Raw genomic sequence first — 19802 nt, 5'->3', positions numbered from 1 at the left:
TCATCGCTCACGCGCATCTCGCCCGGCATCTGCAAGCCCGCTTCCCGGAGCCCTGATCGATGGACGTCTCCCTTCTCATCCGCCTCATTGACCAGGCATCCGCGCCCGCGAAGAAGATCGCGGGCGCGCTGGGCGGGATCCGTGAGAAGGCAAACGAGTTCAAGCGCGGCTTCGGCGGAGCGATCCGCGAGGGCTTCTCCGTAGACAACATCGAGACCGCGACCAGGAATGCCGAAACGGCGCTAAACAACGCACGCGGTCGACTGCTCGGTGCGTTCGGCATGGCGATGACACTTGCCGCCCCCATCGTTAAGGCCGGGCAGTTCGACCAGTCCATGCGTGGCCTGGACAAGGTGCTCGACGTCACCGAAAGCCGGTTGAGCCAGCTTCGCAAGTTCGCGCTCGACACCTCGGCGCTGATCCCGATCGCGGCGAGCGAGCTGGTCGAGCTGATGTCCGAGGCTGCACAGGGCGGTGTTCCTGAAAGCGATCTGGAAGCCTTCACCACATACGTTGCCAACGCGGCCGTGGCCTTCGACATGGCTGGCGGCCTGATCGGTGAGCGCTTTGCCAAGCTGCGCAACGTCTACAAGCTGAACCAGGACGGGATCGAGGATCTTGGCGACGCCACGAACCACCTCTCCAACAACATGGCCGCGAAGGCCAGCGAGCTCACCGACTTCACCAACCGTTCCGCTGGCGCGGCAGCCATCTTCAAGCTGACGGCAACCGAGGCAACCGCTGTCGGTGCCTCCATGATCGCCGCCGGCATCGTGCCCGAAACAGCAGCGCGCGGTTTCACCGCCATGGCAACCCGGATCCTGTCGGGCGGCAAGAAGATCGACCAGGCGTTCCAATCGGTCGGGATGAACCGCGAAGCCTTCCTGAAGTCGATGGAGACCGACGCGCCGGCCGCGCTGATCCAGCTGTTCGAAACGCTGGCCAAGAAACCGCAAGGCATGGAGGCCCTGATCGAGCTGGTCGGCCGTGACTTCGCGGACGATTTCGCAAAGCTGCTCGGCAACCCTGATCTGCTCGCACAGGCGCTAGACCTGGTTGCAGACAAGACGGCCTATGCCGGATCGGCGGTCGAGGAAGCAGCCAAGCAGGCCGAAGGCGCAGAGAAGAAGTGGGATCTGCTCGTTGGCAAATTGACCCGCATGGCAATCGTCCTGGGCGATCAGCTTCTGCCACAGGCTCTGGCGCTGGCTGATCAACTCGGCCAGCTCATCGACAGATTTGCAGAGTTTGCCGCTGCCAACCCGGAGCTGACCGGCGCGATCGTCAAGACGATTGCAGCGCTGATGGCCTTCGCGATTGGCGCGCGCCTGATCGGCTTTGCCGTGGCCGCCGTGCGCCTGCCCCTCATCAGGCTTCTTGGCTTCTTCCTCAAGTTCAACGAGGCGGGCCGGAACGTGGCCCTCGGCTGGCGTCTCGTTTCAGGTTCAATTCGGGGTGTCGGCCGCGCCGCCGGTCTCGCATGGCGTGGCGTCGACAAACTCGTGTCGAAGGTCGGCGGGTTGCCCAACGCGTTGCGCGCCGGGATGGCAGCGAGCTGGGTGATCCCGCTGGCCTTCGAGTTCTTCGACGACATGGGCCGCACACCTGAAGAGCGGCTTGAGCAAATCCGGCAGAACCAGGCCGCGTTCAAGAAGCTTGAAGAGAGCGTAGAACAGAGTTCGTTCGGCAAGCTGTGGCAGTCGGTGAAAGACTGGTCGAACGAGCAGATGGGCATGGAGGCTGGTGAGGTTCCAGCCGAGGTGCTTCTCGCGCGCATCACTGAAGGCTGGGGCGCGGTCGAGGCCTGGTATGCACAGGCCACCATCGATGTCGGCAAATGGGCCTCGGACCTGGTTGCCGTCGCATCGGGGCTTGCAGGCAACGCCGTGGATGGAACACTTGCCGGCTTGACCGAGGGCTGGGCGCAGCTTGAGGCATGGGTGCAGTCAAAGGTCGAGTGGCTGAAGAATGCCTTCTCCTTCGAATTCACACTGCCGTCCCTGCCGTCCTGGATGACCAACGAGAGCCCGGAAGACGCTGCTGCACAGAAGCGCTCCAAAGCCATCAGCGGCCGTGCCAACACGGCCAATGCCGCAGATGCCGGTCAGGGCGCGAGCGGCGGCGCATTCGACCAGATGCTTGCCGGGATGGATCGGGCCGCTTCGCAGGCGTCCTATGGTCTGGCGCGCGGCGGCACGGCCGTCGAGCAGGGAGGCCGGAAAGCCGCTTCCGCGCTCGAACAGGGCGCGGCGCAGTCTGCCGACCTGCTGAAAGAAGCCGCCCGCGCCATCGGTGCCGCAGCCTCAAGGCTCTCTTCAGCCCAGCCAGCCCGCGCGAGCGCCGGCAGCGGCGTGGGCAGCTCGATCGCCACCGCGCGAACCGGCGCATTGCATGGAGGCACTGAGTAATGGGAGGCACAGAGGAATGACACCACTGCTTGCCCTTGGCCCGCACATCTTCGAGATCGCGCCGCTCAATTTTCAGGAGATCGAGCGGCAGACTGAAACGCACTGGCCGGCCATTCCCCGCTTTGGCAACCGGCCAGGCCGGCAGTTCACCGGCTATGGCGAGGATCCGATCAGGATCTCCGGCCTTCTTTATCCGGACGAGTTCGGCGGCCGGCAGGAGTTCGAAGCGATCCGCGCCACCCAGGCCGCTGCCCACCCGGTTCTCATGATCGGCTGGTCGATCGCTGTCGCCACAGCCGCGCAGGTGTTCGGCCGCGTGGTGATCCTCTCGGTGCGTGACCGGCAGACAAGCATCAACCGGCAAGGTTATGGGCGGCGGCTGAGCTTCGATATCGAGGTCGCGCCCGCACCTGGCAGCGGCTCGCCAGTGGGTCTGTTCTCATGAGCGCCCGTATCATCCCTGCAGGGCGTGTTCGGGTTCCGCTCGAAGACATGATGCTCGATCAGGTGTGCTTTGAATACGCCCTGGCGCATCTGCGAGACCGCCGGCAAGCCGGCAAGCTGCCCGGCTTTATGGAGGCCACGCTGGTGGCCAATCCGGGCCTTGCGCGCCTCGGTCCGGTGCTGCCGCGCGGCACGGAGATCAATATGCCGGAGTTCGTCATCATCCAGGAAGCCGCAACCGTGAGGCTCTGGGATTGATGATCCGCACGCATCCATTCATTGAAGTGAGCGTCGCCGGCCGCACTGTGAGCGATGCCTTCTATTCTCTCCTGGTCTCTGCCTCGATCTACGACGCGCCCGGCCAGGAAGCCGACACATGCGAGCTGGAGTTCGATGACGAGAACAACCTGATCGAGGTTCCCGAGATGGGTGCCGAGATCTCGGTTAGGTTCGGCTTTCGCGGTGCCAGCACATGGAAGATGGGTGTCTTCATTTTCGAGAAGGCGGATTACGCCTTCGGCCCGCGCGGCGAGTTTCTCCGCTTCTCCTGTCGCTCGGCCGACATGCGTTCCGATGTGAAGGAACCCCTGTCTGAACATTTTGACGAGAAGAGTGTGGGAGACATCGTCCAGGAGCTGGCTGGCCGCCATGGTTATGAAGCCAAGATCAGCCCCGGCCTTGCCGGGCTGCAGCTGCCCTATATCGCCCGCACCGAGCAATCGACCGTGGACTTCCTCACCCGCCTGGCTGACCGCTGCGGCGGCCAGTTCTCGGTCAAGGGAAACCGCTTCCTCTTTCTGGAGCGTGGTGTTCTGCCGCCTATTTCCATCGACAAGAGCGACTGCGAGAGCGGCACCTTCTCGATTGAGCCCCGGCCGCGCTACGGCAAGACACAGGCGGGCTGGTACGACCGGGCGCGAAACGAGATCAAATACGAAGACTTTGAAACCGGCCTCAAAGGCCCCGTGAAGCGCCTTCGAACGACCTTCGCCAACGCGGCCGAGGCACAGAAAGCGGCCAGTGCCGAAGGCAGCCGCCTCGGCCGCGCCACCGGCTCGGGCTCAATCACGCTTGCCGGCATGCCGGAGGTGATGGCCGACACGCCGATCATCATCACGGGCATGCGCAGGGAAGCCAATGGCGAGTGGCGCGCGGCCAGCGTCGAGCATCGCTACGATGACACATACATGACTACAATCGAGCTGGAGGCACCGGAAACCGGAAAGACGTAAGACGGGGGCCGGAAAGCCCCGGCAGCGGGTCGATCGCCAAACCAATCCCGCCCGACAGCGAATAAGCATAACCGTCGCACCCGCCGCTCTTTCGAGCGGAGGCAATGTGGCTGATTCTTCCTAACAAAGTATGCCTCACAACAAAGACCACTCACCCGTCACTCCCGTCCGGCCCGTGGCCGGCTACATCGGCGGCAAGCGCGCTCTCGCCCGCCGCCTCTGCGAACGCATCGCCGCTACGCCTCATTCGCTGTATGCGGAGCCGTTTGTCGGTATGGGCGGCGTCTTCTTCCGCCGTCAGCAGATGCCCCAAGCCGAGATCATCAACGACCGCAATGGCGAAGTGGTGAACCTCTTCCGCATCCTTCAGCGCCATTATCCGCAGTTCATGGACACGCTTCGCTTCCAGATTACCTCGCGCCGTGAGTTTGAACGCCTGAAGGCGAGCGACCCCGCCACGCTGACTGATCTGGAGCGTGCCGGACGCTTCCTCTACCTCCAGCGTCTGGCGTTCGGCGGCAAGGTGGCTGGGCAGAACTTCGGCGTGAACCGGGACGGCCCGTCGCGCTTCAACCTCACTCGGCTGGCTCCCATGCTGGAAGAGGCGCATGAGCGCCTGGCGGGCGTCGTCATCGAGAACCTGGACTGGCTGGACTTCATCGAGCGCTATGATCGGCCGGATACGCTCTTCTATCTCGACCCGCCTTATTACGGCTCGGAGGGCGACTACGGCCGCGCCCTGTTCGACCGCGACCAGTTCGCCCTCATGGCCGATCGGCTCGGCCAGCTTAAGGGACGGTTCATCCTCTCGATCAACGATGTGCCGCAGATCCGGGAACTGTTCTCAGGGTTTGATATGGAGGGCGCCGAGCTGACCTATTCCATCTCAGCCGGCAACGGTACGAGGGCGAAGGAACTGATTATTTACTCGGCCGAAGATCAGGACTGAGCCAGAAGCCCCTTCAAACACCCTTTGACGGGGCTTCGAAGAATTGTGACTGGTCTAAAAAGCGCTGACAAAAATCCAAAAAGCGGCGACCGGCTACACCGGGTGCGCTTCAGGGCTCGATTGGAAAATGGCGGAGAGAGAGGGATTCGAACCCTCGATACGGTTTCCCGTATACACGCGTTCCAGGCGTGCGCCTTCAACCACTCGGCCACCTCTCCACGGCACAGCTTTATCGGCTGCGCGAGGGTCATCTAGTCGATCTGATCGAGAATGCCAAGTCCAGTCTGTGACAGTTTTGCAATTTGCCGCACTTTCCTGCGCCTGGCCCTCTCTTACTCTCAACTTTCCGTAAGGTGATTGCCAAGTCGGGTCGCCCGGCCTATGTCTCGCACGGGTCGTTTTGTGGTTTGATGGCCCATGCCGGCAGCGGCACAGAGGTGAGGCCTGAATGTTTCGTCTGTTCTTTCGGATTTTGGCTGTTTTCGCTCTTGCAATCGCCGTTGTCATGGCCGTGATCGACGCCACACGCTCCATCGCCGCTGACGCCCTGACGTTCACGCCATTGGGCGAAAGCTGGTACGCTGTATCGCCCGACACACTCAATCTCGCGCAGGCAGTCATCCAGCGCTATACATTTCCCTTCATCTGGGACCCTGTGATCATCCAGATCCTGACCCTGCCGGGCTGGCTGGTCTTCTTCGCTCTTTCTCTCATTTTCTACATTGTCGGATACCGACGCCGGCGGACTGTTCTTGCCTGAATGCAGCAAACAGACTGACGCTGCTTCGCGTGCTGCGCAGCCTGCAAGACCATCTCAAGTCGTTTTTCCGAACGGTCAAAATTCCGCGTGAATTTTCATTTCAGCCGTGCAAGAGTGCCCGTAAGGGGAGAGCGGAAGACTTTCTCCATGCCGTTCCCGATGGTCCACGGCCGTTGCGGGACGCTCGCAAGAGTGCTTGAGCGGATATGCCATTCGAGGCTGCCCGCTCGTGCGGCGTAGACGGAAACACAAGACAACCGACAGGGTGTGGATCACATGAAGCGTATTGTTCTCGGCCTTCTGGCCGCTACCGCGATGTCCGCAAGCGCATTTGCGGATGAGATCGCTCCGGCTCTCATCTACGATCTGGGTGGCAAGTTCGACAAATCGTTCAACGAGGCGGCCTATAACGGCGCCGAGCGGTTCAAGGAAGAAACCGGGATCGAATATGTGGAGTTCGAAATCTCCAACGACGCCCAGCGCGAGCAGGCCCTGCGCCGCTTCGCCGAGAACGGCCGCAACCCGATCGTCATGGCGGGTTTCACCTGGGTCGATTACCTGAAGAAGGTCGCGCCGGAATATCCCGATACCGATTTTACCATCATCGATGACGCAGTCGACGCGCCCAATGTGCGCTCCGTGACCTTCAAGGAGCAGGAAGGCTCCTATCTCGTCGGCATGCTCGCCGCACTCGCCTCGGAAACGGGCACGGTCGGCTTCGTCGGCGGCATGCAGGTTCCGCTCATCGGCAAGTTCGAGTGCGGCTATGTGGGCGGCGCAAAGGCTGCACGCTCCGACGCCAAGGTGATCCGCAACTACACGGGCGACACGCCTTCCGCATGGAACGACCCGACCAAGGGCGGTGAGATCACGCGCACGCAGATCGACCAGGGTGCGGATGTGATCTATCACGCCGCGGGCGGCACGGGCGTTGGCGTGCTCCAGGCGGCAGCGGATGCCGGCAAGCTCGGCATCGGCGTCGATTCCAACCAGAACGGCCTGCATCCGGGCAAGGTTCTGACCTCGATGGTCAAGCAGGTGGACGTCGCCGTCTACAATGCCTTCATGGACGCCAAAAACGGTGAGTTCAGCTACGGCCTCCAGGATCTCGGCCTAGCCGAGGACGGCGTCGGCTATGCGATGGACGACAACAACAAGGATCTCATCACGGACGAGATGAAGGCCGCGGTTGAAGAGGCCAAGCAGAAGATCATCGATGGCGAGATCGAAGTGCACAACTTCCTCAGCGATAACGCCTGCCCTTACTGAGGCAGTGCCCGTTTTCGACTGAACCAATCCGAAGGGCCGCCTGTGCGGCCCTTTTTCCTTTCCTCATCACTGCCGGTATGTGTTAGGTCGCTTCAATATCTTCTCCGAACAGTCTTCAGGAGCTTTCCATGTCCGATATCGCCCCGGTTCTCGATCAGCTCGATCGTTCCATCGATCAGAGTCTGGAGCGGCTTTTCCACCTCCTGAAGATCAAATCGATCTCCACCGACCCGGCCTTCTCGGCAGAATGCCGGAGGGCTGCCGAATGGCTGGTGGAAGACCTGAAGACAATCGGCTTCGAGGCCAGCGTGCGTGACACGGCAGGCCATCCGATGGTGGTGGCGCATCATGACGGCGAAGGGCCGCACGTGCTTTTTTACGGGCATTATGACGTGCAGCCGGTCGACCCGCTGAACCTGTGGGACAATGATCCGTTCGACCCGTCGGTGAAAGAGATCGAACCCGGCCGCAAGGCGATCATCGGGCGTGGGTCTTCCGATGACAAAGGCCAGCTCATGACCTTTGTGGAAGCCTGCCGCGCCTATAAGGCGGTGCATGGCAAGCTGCCCTGCAGGATCACCATTCTGTTCGAGGGCGAAGAGGAATCCGGCTCGCCTTCGCTGCGTCCCTTCCTGGAAGAAAACCGCGCAGAGCTTTCAGCCGAATACGCGCTGGTGTGCGACACCGCCATGTGGGACCCGGAGACGCCCGCCGTCTGCGTCGGCCTGCGCGGGCTTGTCGGCGAGGAAATCACCATAAAGGCGGCTGACCGCGACCTGCATTCGGGCTTTTTCGGCGGCGCGGCGGCCAATCCGATCACGGTTCTGGCCCGCATTCTGGGCGACCTGCATGACGAGAACGGGCGCATAACCGTGCCCGGTTTCTATGAGGGCGTTGAGGAAACACCGGCGGAAATCCTGAAAAGCTGGGAAGGGCTGGGCGAGACGACCGAAAACTTTCTCGGTCCGATCGGGCTTTCAAAGCTTTTTGGCGAGAAGGACCGCTCGGCACTCGAGCTCGTCTGGGCGCGCCCAACCGCGGAAGTGAACGGCATTACCGGCGGCTACACCGGCGAAGGCTTCAAGACTGTCATTCCGGCTGAGGCTTCCGCCAAGGTCTCGTTCCGGCTGGTGCACAAGCAGGACCCGGACAAGATCCGCACCGCCTTCCGCAAATTCGTCGAAGAGCGCCTGCCGGCCGATTGCCGCGTGGAATTTCATCCGCATGGCGGCTCGCCCGCCTTCCAGCTCGACTATGACATGCCGCTGGTGACGAAGGCGCAGGGTGCGCTGAGCGACGAATGGCCGAAGCCCGCAGTGGCAATCGCCATGGGCGGTTCCATTCCGATTGCCGGCGAGTTCCGCCGTATGCTCGATATGGAAACACTTCTGGTCGGCTTCGGCCTTCAGGATGATCGTATCCATTCGCCGAATGAGAAATACGATTTGAATTCGTTCCATCGCGGCCAGCGCTCCTGGGTCCGCATTCTCGATGCCCTGAGCAGCAAGTAAGCCTGGAAGACACGCCATGACGATCCGATTTCACAAGAACGACCTGCCCGATCTCAGCAACTACAATGTTGATGCCGTTGCCATCGACACGGAGACGCTGGGACTGAAGCCCCACCGCGACCGGCTGTGCGTGGTCCAGCTCTCGCCGGGCGACGGCACGGCCGATGTGGTGCAGATCGATGCCGGGCAGAAAAAGGCGCCGAACCTCGTCGCGCTATTGAAGAACCGCAAAATCACCAAGCTGTTTCACTTTGCGCGTTTCGATCTGGCGGTGCTCTATCACAGCTTCGGCGTGATGCCGGAGCCCGTGTTCTGCTCCAAGATCGCCTCGCGCCTCACCCGTACCTATACGGATCGCCACGGGCTAAAGGATCTCTGCAACGAACTGCTTGGAGTGTCGCTTTCGAAGGCGCAGCAGTCTTCCGACTGGGCAGCCGAGGAGCTTTCGCCCGAGCAGCTCGAATATGCGGCGTCCGACGTGCTCTACCTGCATCAGTTGCGCGAAAAGCTGATCGTACGGCTTGAGCGCGAGAAGCGCACACGCGAGGCGGAAGCCTGTTTCCGCTTTCTGCCGACACGGGCGAAACTGGACCTGATGGGCTGGGAAGAGGCAGACATTTTCGCCCATAGCTGAGCGCTGCCCGGCCGATTTTGTTTAATTTGACTTAACTGCGCCTTAAACCGCTGCCTTTTACTGTGCCCGCAATGAGATGTGCGGGTGCAGGGTTGCGGGGTTTGTGAACGTATGGCGCGCAGGACGAAAAACCGAAGGATCGAGCCGACTTTCGACGCGCCAGCGGCGCGCCGGGGCAGCGACGATCTGAAACTCGGTGACGGCGACCGCGTCGTGCCTTCACGCCAGCGGCGCAGGCCGGGCAAAGGCAAGAGCGCCAAGGGAGCGAAAACCGCTCGCCGCGCCAGCCCGCGGCGCAAGAATGGCGGGGGCGCTGGCTTCTTCAGCTTCCTGCGCACCGCCGTCTACTGGTCGCTCGTTTTGGCCCTGTGGGGCGGTATCGCCGCTGCCGGCATCACCGCTTACTATGGCGCCAAGATGCCCTCAGCGACCACGTGGGAAATTCCCGACCGACCACCCAATGTGAAAATTGTTTCGGCTGACGGGGACATGATTGCCAATCGCGGCATGACAGGTGGCGAGGCGGTGGGCCTGCACGAAATGTCGCCCTTCATCCCGCAGGCCGTGATCGCCATCGAGGACCGCCGATTCTACTCGCATTTCGGTGTGGACCCGATCGGCCTTGCCCGCGCCATGGCGGAGAATGTGATGGCTGGACGGCTGACACAGGGTGGCTCCACTCTGACGCAACAGCTCGCCAAGAACCTCTTTCTGAAGCCCGACCGGACGATTGAGCGCAAGGTGCAGGAGGTGCTTCTGGCGCTGTGGCTGGAGCAGAAACATTCCAAGGACCAGATCCTGGAAATGTATCTGAACCGTGTCTATTTCGGCTCGGGCGCCTATGGTGTGGAGGCGGCCTCGCGGCGCTATTTCAACAAGTCCGCACGGGATGTCACGCTCTCGGAAGCCGCGCTCCTGGCCGGCCTTCTGAAAGCCCCCTCGCGCCTGTCGCCCGCGCGCGACCCACAGGCCGCCGAAACACGGGCGCAGGTGGTGCTGACCGCCATGCGCGACCAGGGCATGATCGGCGACAGCGAGATGACCACCGCCATGAGCCGACCCGCCACGCGCGCTGCGGCCTACTGGACCGGCTCGGAGCACTATTTCGCCGACCGGGTGATGGAGGAACTGCCGGCGCTCATCGGCGATGTGAAGAGCGACATCATTGTGGAAGCCACGGTCGATCTTCGTCTTCAAAAGCAGGCCGAAAAGACCATTCGCAGCCTGATCGACGAGAAAGGCGGCAAGCTCGCCGTCAGCCAGGGCGCGCTCGTTTCCATAGACACCACCGGAGCGGTGCGGGCGATGGTGGGTGGCTATGACTATGCCAACAGCCAGTTCGACCGCGCTTCCGAGGCGCGCAGGCAGCCGGGCTCGGCCTTCAAGCCCTTCGTCTTCATGGCCGCGCTCGAGCAGGGCCGGCGGCCTGATAGCGTGCGCAACGACGCGCCGATCAAGATCGGCAAATGGACGCCGGAAAACTACAAAGGCAAGTATTATGGTCCGGTGACGCTTTCAGAAGCCCTCGCGCGTTCGCTCAATTCGGTCGCCGCCCAGCTCGCCATGGAAGTCGGACCCAAATCCGTGGTCGAGCTCGCGCACCGAATGGGCATCGAATCCGACCTGAAAGCCAATGCCTCCATCGCGCTTGGGACCTCGGAGGTAACGCCGCTGGAACTGACCGCGGCCTATCTGCCCTTCGCCACCGGCGGCTACAGGCCAGAGGTCTATTTCGTGCAGCGCATCACCACATCGTCCGGCAAGGTGCTATACCAGCACGACCGCCCGCGCATGACACGGGTGGCAAGCCCGGAGATCATCGGCATGATGAATGCGATGATGCAAGAAACCGTGGAATATGGCAGTGCGCGCGCGGCGAACATCGGTCGCCCGGCGGCAGGCAAAACGGGAACCACCCAGCAATCGCGCGACGCATGGTTCGTCGGATATACGGCCGATCTGGTGACGGGCGTCTGGTTTGGCAACGACGCCTCCAAGGCAACGAAGGCAACCGGCAGCTCCATGCCTGTTCCTGCCTGGAAGGCATTCATGGAGGAAGCGGAAAAGGGACGACCGGTGAAACGCTTGCCAGGCTCCTGGAGCCCTGGCGCTCCGGCGCCCGGCATTGCGGCAAGGGAACCGCAGACACCCCCGGTCCCGCAGGCATCCGTTGGTGGCGGGACGCAGGCCCCGCAGGGGCACCCGACACCGCCCGCTGCGGTGCCTTCCGGCGGCGATCCGGGTCACACCGCTTCCGTTCGCCGCCCCGTACCGCCTGCCAATGTGGGGGGTGGCGTGCAGAGGAAGCAGACCTCCATCCTCGACATCATTCTCGGAAATTAGAGCCAGCCAGTCCGCTTTTGCCTATCGCATTCGCCTCCACTCTCGCTTACATAGGAGCGGAACAGGGAGCAGGGCATGGCCGACGAACGCAAGACACTGGTTTTGACAGGTGCGAGCCGAGGTATTGGCCACGCGACGGTGAAGCGTTTTTCTCGGGAAGGCTGGCGGGTGATCACCTGCTCAAGACAGGCCTTTGCGGAGGATTGCCCGTGGCCTGCCGGGCCGGAAGATCATATCAAAGTCGATCTTTCCGACCAGGAAGACGTCGGCATTGCCATCGCCGAAATTCGCCACCGGCTGGAAGCGAATGGCGGACGGCTGGACGCGCTGGTCAACAACGCCGCCATTTCGCCCAAGCTCGAAGGCGGCAAAAGGATGAACTCCATCGAAACGCCGATGCATATGTGGCGCGATGTGTTTCAGGTGAATTTCTTCGCACCGATCATGCTTGCGCGCGGGCTCTTCAAGGAGTTGGGCAACGCGAAGGGCTCTGTTGTGAACGTCACTTCCATTGTCGGCAGCCGCGTGCACCCTTTCGCCGGAACCGCCTATGCGACCTCCAAGGCAGCGCTCGTGGCGCTCACGCGGGAGATGGCAGCCGATTTCGGTCCGCATGGCATTCGCGTCAACGCCATCGCACCGGGCGAGATCGAAACCTCCATACTCTCCCCCGGAACGGAAAAGATCGTCGAGACCATCCCGCTACGCCGGCTTGGGCAGACGTCGGAAGTGGCTGAGACGATCTATTTCCTTTGCTCGGATCAGTCGTCCTATGTGTCTGGCTCGGAAATTCACATCAACGGCGGCCAGCACGTTTAATACCTTTGAGCGTGATCGATTTTGGTGGTGCCCCTCAATGGCGCTTCGGCGGCGCGTTTGTTGGCGCCGCCCAACCCACCTCATCTACTGCATCAGCACCTTTTCTATATCGCCGACCGTGTGATTGGTCAGCGTCTTGGCGACCTCGCCGATCACCTTGTCTTCCACTTCCTTGTGCATCTCCTTGCGCAACTCGCCCAGCACCAGCGGCGGGGCGACGAGCACCAGCTTGCTGAACTTGCCCTTGTGCGCGAGCTTGTATAGCCGCTCGGCGACGTCGGCGGCAAAACGCTCCTTCTCGATACGGTGCCAGTCGGTTTCGTCCACTGCGCTGCGGTGAACCCCATGGCCGTCGTTGAAGCGTCCCGGCTTGTCGGTGCCCTGCTCACGGCTTGGCGGATTTTCTTCATGGATCGTTCGCACCACCTGAAGATTGGGATAAGTCGCGTCGCCCTCATTGCGAAGAAACAGCGCCTTTTCGCCATCGGCGACGACAACCCAAGCATCGTGTACGAGCCGGAACTCAGCCATATCAATCTCCATTGCTTCTACGGTCCTGAGGAAACGCAGCCTCTCGCTTCCCGTTCCACACACCGGATATGGGGATCCTCATATGCTCGGGGAAGGATTTGCTGCCGCGAAGCGGTGCGGTGAAAAAGCAATCTTGTCACATTCATGCGGCAGCGAGTGTGTTTCTTCTCAGGCGACGCTGCAAACCGCCATTATTGCGGGCATCGTTCGAGAAGGCTCGCAAACCATGACGACTAAGACCCAAAAGCTTGCCGCTTTCCCCGTGTTCCTGCGGGTAGAGAACCGTGCTGTCGTCATTGTCGGCAATGGGGATGAGGCGCTTGCGAAGGCGCGGTTGCTGGGCCAGTCGAAAGCGGCGCTCACGCTGGTTGCAGACGCGCCCGAGAAAGCGCTCGCCGCATGGGCGGCGGAAAATGGAGCCCATCTGATCCGCGCGCCCTATGCTCCGCGCTACATCGAAAACGCAGCGCTTGTTTTCGCCGCAACCGACGACGAGGCGCAGGATCGCGTCATTGTCGCGGATGCGCGGGCTCGCTCCATCCCCGTCAACGCAGTGGACCGGCCCGAGCTTTGCGATTTCTATACACCGGCCCTTGTGAACCGGGCTCCGCTCGCGGTGGCCATCGGGACCGAGGGGGCCGGACCGGTGCTGGCGCAAATGGTGCGGGCGCGCGTCGACCAGATGCTGTCCCCATCGCTTGGCGTACTCGCCCAACTTGGCACACAATACCGCGACGCCGTCGACCGGCTGGTGCCCCGCGGCCTAGCGCGTCGCCGGTTCTGGAAAGCCTTCTTCACCGGCGACACAGCCCGCGCGGTCGAGCGGGGAGACGTGGCCGCTGCCCGCCGCAGCGCCTCCAGCCTTCTGGCGGCTGGTGAAGACATTCCGGGCCACATCGCGCTGGTGGGCGCCGGTCCCGGCGCGGAAGACCTTCTGACACTGCGCGCACAGCGCCTTCTGATGGAGGCGGATGTCATTGTCTATGACGCGCTGGTGCCGGAGGCCGTGGTGGCGATGGGCCGACGCGATGCAGAGCGCATCTCCGTAGGCAAGCGCAAGGGCTGCCACTCCAAGAGCCAGGAGGAGATCAACGATCTGCTCGTGGCGCTGGGACGCGCGGGCAAGCGCGTTGTACGGCTGAAATCCGGCGATCCGCTGATCTTCGGGCGCGCGGGTGAGGAAATGGCGGCACTCCGTGAAGCGGCTGTCTCCTATGAAGTTGTGCCGGGCGTGACCGCCGCCTTCGCCGCCGCTGCCGATTTCGAGCTGCCGCTGACGCTGCGCGGCATTGCCTCCTCCATCGTGTTCACCACCGGCCATGACCTGAAGGGCCGCACCCTGCCCGACTGGGCGAGCCTCGCCGTCTCCGGCGCGACCATCGCCGTCTATATGGGGCGCTCGGTGGCTGCCGATGTGGCGGGCCGTCTCGTCGAGGCAGGACTTTCGCCGGACACCGCCGTGGCCGTGATCGAGAACGCCAGTCGCAACGACAGGCGGCTCCTGCACGGAACGCTTCACGACCTGCCCTCGCTTGCAGACCGCAACGAACTGACCGGCCCCGTGATGACGCTGATCGGCGATGCAGTGGCCGGCGCGAATTTCGAGCGCTCGGAAGCGCTCGCATCCCACAAGCACCAGCTGGAGCGCGCGTGATGAAGATTGTAGCCGCTAATCGCCTGACCGATGGTGAAACCGTGTGGCTGGGAGCCGGCGACCGCTGGGTCGACACGATCGATGCCGCCCATGTGGCCAGGGATCCCGAGGATGAGGCGCGCATTGCCGCTGCCGGGAACCTCGCTCTTGCCGCCAACATCGTGATCGACGTCACGCTGGTCGACGTGGAGATCGTCGAGGGCCGCATCCTCCCCAAACGCCTGCGCGAGCGCATCCGCGCCGGCGGGCCTTCCATTCATCCAGAGATCGGCAAGCAAGCGCGCAATGCTGCGCTCAGCGCCGCCTAAAGCCAGGTCACGTTTCATGTATCGTTACGACGAATTCGACCAAGCCTTCGTGAAAGCCCGCGTTGCGGAGTTCACCGACCAGGTGAAGCGCCGCCTGTCGGGTGAGCTGACGGAAGACCAGTTCAAGCCGCTCCGGCTGATGAATGGCGTTTATCTGCAGCTGCACGCCTATATGCTGCGGATCGCCATTCCCTATGGCTCCCTCTCGCCGCGCCAGATGCGCAAGCTGGCGCATATCGCGCGCACCTATGACAAGGGCTATGGCCACTTCACCACGCGTCAGAACCTGCAGTTTCACTGGCCGAAGCTGGTCGACATTCCACGCATTCTGGAAGAGCTCGCCGAGGTGGAGATGCACGCCATCCAGACCTCCGGAAACTGCATACGCAATGTGACAGCAGACCATTTTGCCGGTGCGGCGGCCGATGAAGTGGCGGACCCCCGCCCCTATGCCGAAATCCTGCGGCAATGGTCATCGCTGCATCCGGAATTCTCCTACCTGCCGCGCAAGTTCAAGATTGCCGTGACGGGCGCGGCACGTGACCGTGCGGCTATCGAAGTGCACGATATCGGCCTGCATCTGAAGAAGAATGACAGAGGCGAGCTCGGCTTTGCCGTGTTTGTCGGCGGCGGTCTTGGCCGCACACCCATGGTCGCCAAGAAAATCCGCGATTTCCTGCCGGAGCGCGACCTGCTCACCTATGTGACGGCGATCCTGCGCGTCTACAATCTGAACGGACGGCGCGACAACAAATACAAGGCCCGGATCAAGATCCTCGTGCACGAGACCGGCACGGAAGAGCTGAAGGCGCAGGTGGAGAAGGAGTTCGACGAGCTCCGCGAAAGCGAGCTGAAGCTGCCCGAGGCCGATATTCGCGCCATAGAAGCCTATTTCGCACCGCCAAAGCTGAAAGCACGCCCGGAAGGCGACGCGGTGGTGAGCAAAGCGGTCAAGGCCAACCCCGGTTTTGCCGACTGGCTGCGCCGCAACGCGCACACGCATCGCAACCCCGACTATGCTTCCGTGACCGTTTCGCTGAAGGGTATCGGCGAGGTGCCGGGCGATGCGACTGACGTACAGATGGACGCGATTGCCGACCTTGCAGAGCAGTATGGCAATGACGAAATCCGCGTGAGCCATGAGCAGAATCTGATCCTGCCGCATGTGGCGCGGGCCGATCTTCCTGCGCTTCATGCCGCACTTGTCGAGATCGGGCTGGCAACCTCCAATGCCGGGCTGATCACCGACATCATCGCCTGCCCCGGGCTCGATTATTGCGCGCTGGCCAATGCCCGCTCCATCCCTGTGGCGCAGGAAATTTCTGAGCGCTTTGCCTCTCAGGCCCGGCAGGACGAAATCGGGGATCTGCAGATCAAGATCTCCGGCTGCATCAATGCCTGCGGGCATCACCATGTCGGCCATATCGGCATTCTCGGTGTCGAGAAGAAGGGCACGGAGCTCTACCAGGTAACCCTTGGCGGTTCGGCGCGTGAGGGCTCGACCATCGGCGAGATCATCGGGCGTGGCTTTGCGCCCGACGAGATCACCGACGCGGTGGAGACCATTGTCGACACCTATCTCGCACGACGCGAAAACAGCAATGAGAGTTTCCTCGACGCCTATCGCAGGCTTGGCCCCGCACCATTCAAGGAGGCCCTTTATGGCCACGAAGCCAAGGCAGCTTGATCGCGATTTCGCCGCCAGTGGCGATGCGACCGAACTCGCTATCGCGCTGAACGATAGGTATGGCTATCTTCCCGCCGAAGAAATCATCGCCGTCGCGATCGATCTGTTTCGGGATGCGGGCGGCATCGGAGCGACGTCTTCCTTCGGGGCGGATTCGGCCGCCTTGCTGCATCTGATCGCGAAAGTCGATCCGGGGATTCCGGTGGCGTTTCTGGACACGGGCCAGCATTTCGGTGAAACGCTGGACTATCGTGATCAGCTGGTCGCCGACCTCGGGCTGACCAATCTCAAGATCGTCGCTCCGCGCGCCAAGGCGCTCGCCGAGCAGGACCCGGATGGGACCCTTCACCAACGCGACACGGATCTCTGCTGCGACATCCGCAAGGTGGAGCCGATGGCACGTGCGGTCGAGCCTTATCGCGCATGGTTTACCGGCCGGAAGCGCGCTCAGGCTGCGACCCGCGCCCAGATGCCCGTGTTCGAGGCGGTGGGACCCCGGATTCGTGTAAACCCCCTGGCGCGGTGGACCACTGAGGATCAGGCCAACTACATGCGCCAGAATGAGCTGCGCCAGAACCCGCTGGTGGCTTTCGGCTATCTTTCCATCGGCTGCTTTCCATGCACCAGCCCGGTCAGCCCGGGAGAAGACCCGCGTGCGGGGCGCTGGGCGGGGCAAGCCAAGATCGAATGCGGTATTCACCTGCCCGGCCTCGAGGCCGCGCTCTCTCCATCGCGTTAGGAACAGCTTCATGAATGAACCGCATCCGAAGCTCTGGGACGGCAGGGCATTTCGCAAGAACATCTGGGAGAGGCGTGGAGAGGCCGCGGTGCCGGGCGACGGCCAGCATTTTATCGTGCCGCTGGCTGCTTACCTCGAACTTGAGGAAGAGGCGCGCGAGGAAGCCGCGGGCCGGATTGGTGTGGAGCTGCAGCCGGGCGAACCACTGGATCTACTGTTGCCGCATCTCGAGCACCTCCCGCTTGTGGCGCTGGCCTTTCCTGCTTTCAACGACGGGCGCAGTTATTCCAAGGCGGAACTCTTGCGCAGCCGCCACGCGTATCGTGGGGAAATCCGGGCAACAGGCGACGTATTGATAGATCAGGTCGCACACATGTTCCGGGTCGGGTTTTCCACACTCGAGATCGTCAATGCCTTCACGATCAGCCAACTGGAGGCCGGGAAAGAAGCCGGCATTCCGCTCTACTATCAACCTGCGGCGAAGGCAGCGGCCGCGCCCGGTTCCTATGCGTGGAGGCGTATTTCCGCGTGATTTTCCAAGGAAATCCAAAGAATTCACGGGATTTGCGCGGCATTCTGCGTCATTTCATCTCGAAATCTCCCATTTCTGACCTATATCTCTGCCAAGGGGTGCATTCCGCATAACTTCTGTTATGGTGCGCCCCATCTTGAGTCGCCCCTTCGCCTGGGCGCCTTTGCATCTTTGCGCCGGCTGATGCCAGGCCCTTGCACCGATGTAGAATAAGATTGATCGAGAGCTGTTCTTCGCGCTTTTCAGCGCATTGGCCACGCTCAACCACTGAAACGCCAACTGAAGAAGGAAGTCCATTGCAGGTTATCGTTCGCGACAACAATGTCGATCAGGCCCTTAAAGTGCTCAAGAAGAAGATGCAGCGCGAGGGTGTTTTCCGGGAGATGAAATCCCGCCGTTCTTATGAAAAGCCGTCGGAAAAGCGCGCACGCCAGCGTGCCGAAGCTGTCCGCCGCGCACGCAAACTGGCCCGCAAACAGGCCCAGCGCGAAGGCCTTCTGCCGAAGAAGCGCCGCGCAGCCTGAGGGCTGACGATCAGGCATCGCCTGATTTTATCGGATTTGAAAACAGGGACGGTGCGGCTCAGGCCCCGTCCCTGTTTTGATTCACCGTTTCGGTCTGAAATGGATCAGCCGGCGCGTCGCTCGGCTTCATCGAGCTTGCCGAGAAGGTCGTGAAACTCTTCGGGCATGTCGGTGTCCAGCGAGAAATGCGGCATCCTGTTCAGAAACCGCGTGTTTTCAGGGTGGCCAAGACGCTGTCTGACACTGCGCGCAGTGTCAGCGCGATTTGCGTCGCTCTGGCGCTCCTGTCGTTTTTCGTGTCGCGTCATTGTCCTTGCTCAATCGTTTCAAATCGCACTTATGGAGTTAAACCGCCAGATGAGGATTTGTTCCGAGAAATGAGGCACTTCGGCCATGTTTGAGCAACAGGGTAAATTTTTCCTAAAACTTTAATTGTCTGCCCAAGTGTCTGAAACCCGGTATCCGTGCGGCCATGGATCGGACGGGTCGAGCATCAGTTGGTGGGTCCCCGTGACCCACCCTCGTCCGGCGATCTCAGGTATGATAGCCAGCTTATCTCCTGCGAATGTTTCGCTCACGATGCTGCACTCAAAACGAGAACCGAGCACAGACACGCCTGTGAACCGATCTCCCACCTTCATGCGCCCCTGCGCATAGAGCACGGCCATACGGGCGGAGCATCCGGTGCCGGTCGGCGACCGGTCGAGCTTGGCCGGGCGAATGACGACCGTGTTGCGCCCGACAAGACCATCCGCGGTTTCCTCGACCGGCAGGGCGAGCTGGCAGAAGGAAATGTGATCCCATTCCGGGTTGTCGGGATGGGTGAAGCCAAGCTGCTCATTGGCAGCCCTTGTGATCTTCGCGCCGGTTTCGGCCAGATCGCGGGCTTCATCCGGCGTGACGGAGAAGCCGAGTGCGGCAGCATCGGCGATGACGAAACTGTCGCCGCCATAGGCGGTATCGACCGTGAGCGTGCCGAGACCCGCGACCTCCAGAGGCGCGTCCAGACGGTCAGCGAAGGAGGGCACATTGGTGACACGAATGCGCTCTGCCTTGCCGTTGCGGCATTCGGCAACCACCTGAACGAGACCGCCCGGCGCTTCCAGAACGAGCTTCGTCTCGGGCTCGGTCATGGGCACGATGCCCGTGTCGAGCAGCACGGTGGCGACGCAGATGGAATTGGAGCCAGACATGGGCGGCGTGTCTTCCGGCTCCATGATGATGAAGCCCATATCGGCTGCCGGATTCTTTGGCGGGACGAGAAGATTGACATGGCGGAAGACGCCGCCGCGCGGCTCATTGAGCACAAAATTGCGCAGGTTTTGATCTCGGGCGATGAAACTGCGCTGCTCCCACAGCGTATCCCCGGGCGGTGGGAGCACCCCGCCGACAATGACGTCGCCCACCTCGCCCTCGGCATGGCAGGAGACGATGTGGATGACCCGGCTGGAGCGCATG

General features: G+C 62.0%; 20 protein-coding genes and 1 tRNA gene. 17 read left to right on the top strand and 4 right to left on the bottom strand.

Annotation, left to right across the window (positions count from 1 at the left end):
- The first annotated feature begins 59 nt into the window (after positions 1–59).
- The 5 genes from H7H48_RS16925 to H7H48_RS16905 all read left to right on the top strand — a co-directional run bounded on the left by H7H48_RS16925 (position 60) and on the right by H7H48_RS16905 (position 5033).
- A complete protein-coding gene (locus H7H48_RS16925) occupies positions 60–2408 on the top strand; it encodes a phage tail tape measure protein (protein WP_229450228.1) in 2349 nt (782 codons plus the stop codon).
- Between the two features lie 16 nt (positions 2409–2424).
- A complete protein-coding gene (locus tag H7H48_RS16920; protein ID WP_229450227.1) occupies positions 2425–2853 on the top strand; it encodes a phage tail protein in 429 nt (142 codons plus the stop codon).
- On the top strand, positions 2850–3110 hold the full coding sequence (locus H7H48_RS16915) for a tail protein X (RefSeq protein ID WP_370633413.1): 261 nt from the start codon (positions 2850–2852) through the stop codon (positions 3108–3110). The genes H7H48_RS16920 and H7H48_RS16915 overlap by 4 nt, the downstream gene beginning before the upstream one ends.
- Entirely contained in the window at positions 3110–4084 is a 975-nt protein-coding gene (locus tag H7H48_RS16910; protein ID WP_229450226.1) for a phage late control D family protein, read from the top strand. Before H7H48_RS16915 ends, H7H48_RS16910 begins: the two co-directional genes overlap by 1 nt.
- Positions 4085–4214: 130 nt before the next feature.
- A complete protein-coding gene (locus tag H7H48_RS16905; protein ID WP_229450225.1) occupies positions 4215–5033 on the top strand; it encodes a DNA adenine methylase in 819 nt (272 codons plus the stop codon).
- A gap of 128 nt (positions 5034–5161) precedes the next feature.
- Here H7H48_RS16905 and H7H48_RS16900 read toward each other — a convergent pair.
- Positions 5162–5251 (bottom strand) — tRNA-Ser (locus H7H48_RS16900).
- A 230-nt stretch (positions 5252–5481) separates the two neighbouring features.
- On the opposite strand from H7H48_RS16900, the gene H7H48_RS16895 reads away from it, so the two are divergent.
- The 6 genes from H7H48_RS16895 to H7H48_RS16870 all read left to right on the top strand — a co-directional run bounded on the left by H7H48_RS16895 (position 5482) and on the right by H7H48_RS16870 (position 12369).
- Positions 5482–5793 carry a hypothetical protein gene (locus H7H48_RS16895; RefSeq protein ID WP_229450224.1) on the top strand — a complete coding sequence of 104 codons (312 nt, stop codon included), beginning with the start codon at positions 5482–5484 and terminating at the stop codon, positions 5791–5793.
- A gap of 276 nt (positions 5794–6069) precedes the next feature.
- Positions 6070–7062, top strand: a complete 993-nt coding sequence (locus tag H7H48_RS16890) for a BMP family protein (RefSeq protein ID WP_229450223.1) — start codon at positions 6070–6072, stop codon at positions 7060–7062.
- A 128-nt stretch (positions 7063–7190) separates the two neighbouring features.
- Entirely contained in the window at positions 7191–8573 is a 1383-nt protein-coding gene (locus H7H48_RS16885; protein WP_229450222.1) for a dipeptidase, read from the top strand.
- Positions 8574–8589: 16 nt separating this feature from the next.
- Positions 8590–9207 (top strand): ribonuclease D, encoded by a 618-nt coding sequence (locus H7H48_RS16880; RefSeq protein WP_229450221.1) that lies wholly within the window; start codon positions 8590–8592, stop codon positions 9205–9207.
- Between the two features lie 111 nt (positions 9208–9318).
- Positions 9319–11550, top strand: a complete 2232-nt coding sequence (locus tag H7H48_RS16875; RefSeq protein ID WP_229450220.1) for a transglycosylase domain-containing protein — start codon at positions 9319–9321, stop codon at positions 11548–11550.
- Between the two features lie 75 nt (positions 11551–11625).
- Positions 11626–12369: an SDR family NAD(P)-dependent oxidoreductase gene (locus tag H7H48_RS16870; RefSeq protein WP_229450219.1), complete on the top strand. Its 744-nt coding sequence runs from the start codon at positions 11626–11628 to the stop codon at positions 12367–12369.
- Positions 12370–12453: 84 nt separating this feature from the next.
- Here the strand turns inward: H7H48_RS16870 and H7H48_RS16865 are convergent, their stop codons facing one another.
- On the bottom strand, positions 12454–12900 hold the full coding sequence (locus H7H48_RS16865) for a host attachment protein (protein WP_223019348.1): 447 nt from the start codon (positions 12898–12900) through the stop codon (positions 12454–12456).
- A gap of 226 nt (positions 12901–13126) precedes the next feature.
- On the opposite strand from H7H48_RS16865, the gene cysG reads away from it, so the two are divergent.
- From cysG to rpsU, 6 genes are all read left to right on the top strand, one after another.
- Positions 13127–14554 (top strand): siroheme synthase CysG, encoded by a 1428-nt coding sequence (cysG, locus tag H7H48_RS16860; RefSeq protein ID WP_229450218.1) that lies wholly within the window; start codon positions 13127–13129, stop codon positions 14552–14554.
- A complete protein-coding gene (locus H7H48_RS16855; protein ID WP_229450217.1) occupies positions 14554–14862 on the top strand; it encodes a DUF2849 domain-containing protein in 309 nt (102 codons plus the stop codon). The genes cysG and H7H48_RS16855 overlap by 1 nt, the downstream gene beginning before the upstream one ends.
- A 16-nt stretch (positions 14863–14878) precedes the next feature.
- Positions 14879–16549, top strand: a complete 1671-nt coding sequence (locus H7H48_RS16850; RefSeq protein ID WP_229450216.1) for a nitrite/sulfite reductase — start codon at positions 14879–14881, stop codon at positions 16547–16549.
- On the top strand, positions 16524–17288 hold the full coding sequence (locus H7H48_RS16845; protein WP_229450215.1) for a phosphoadenylyl-sulfate reductase: 765 nt from the start codon (positions 16524–16526) through the stop codon (positions 17286–17288). The genes H7H48_RS16850 and H7H48_RS16845 overlap by 26 nt, the downstream gene beginning before the upstream one ends.
- Positions 17289–17298: 10 nt before the next feature.
- Positions 17299–17820 carry a DUF934 domain-containing protein gene (locus H7H48_RS16840; protein ID WP_229450214.1) on the top strand — a complete coding sequence of 174 codons (522 nt, stop codon included), beginning with the start codon at positions 17299–17301 and terminating at the stop codon, positions 17818–17820.
- Positions 17821–18116: 296 nt separating this feature from the next.
- Positions 18117–18344 carry a 30S ribosomal protein S21 gene (gene rpsU, locus H7H48_RS16835; RefSeq protein WP_007010888.1) on the top strand — a complete coding sequence of 76 codons (228 nt, stop codon included), beginning with the start codon at positions 18117–18119 and terminating at the stop codon, positions 18342–18344.
- A 104-nt stretch (positions 18345–18448) separates the two neighbouring features.
- Here the strand turns inward: rpsU and H7H48_RS16830 are convergent, their stop codons facing one another.
- Together H7H48_RS16830 and H7H48_RS16825 are read right to left on the bottom strand one after the other, a co-directional pair.
- A complete protein-coding gene (locus tag H7H48_RS16830) occupies positions 18449–18652 on the bottom strand; it encodes a hypothetical protein (protein ID WP_229450213.1) in 204 nt (67 codons plus the stop codon).
- 120 nt (positions 18653–18772) lie between these two features.
- On the bottom strand, positions 18773–19801 hold the full coding sequence (locus tag H7H48_RS16825; protein ID WP_229450212.1) for a proline racemase family protein: 1029 nt from the start codon (positions 19799–19801) through the stop codon (positions 18773–18775).
- Position 19802 lies beyond the last annotated feature (1 nt).

Source organism: Nitratireductor sp. B36, assembly GCF_020833685.1.
Classification (GTDB): domain Bacteria; phylum Pseudomonadota; class Alphaproteobacteria; order Rhizobiales; family Rhizobiaceae; genus Nitratireductor.
Note: the sequence above shows the minus strand (reverse complement) of the source record. Positions and strands in the feature narration are given on the sequence as shown.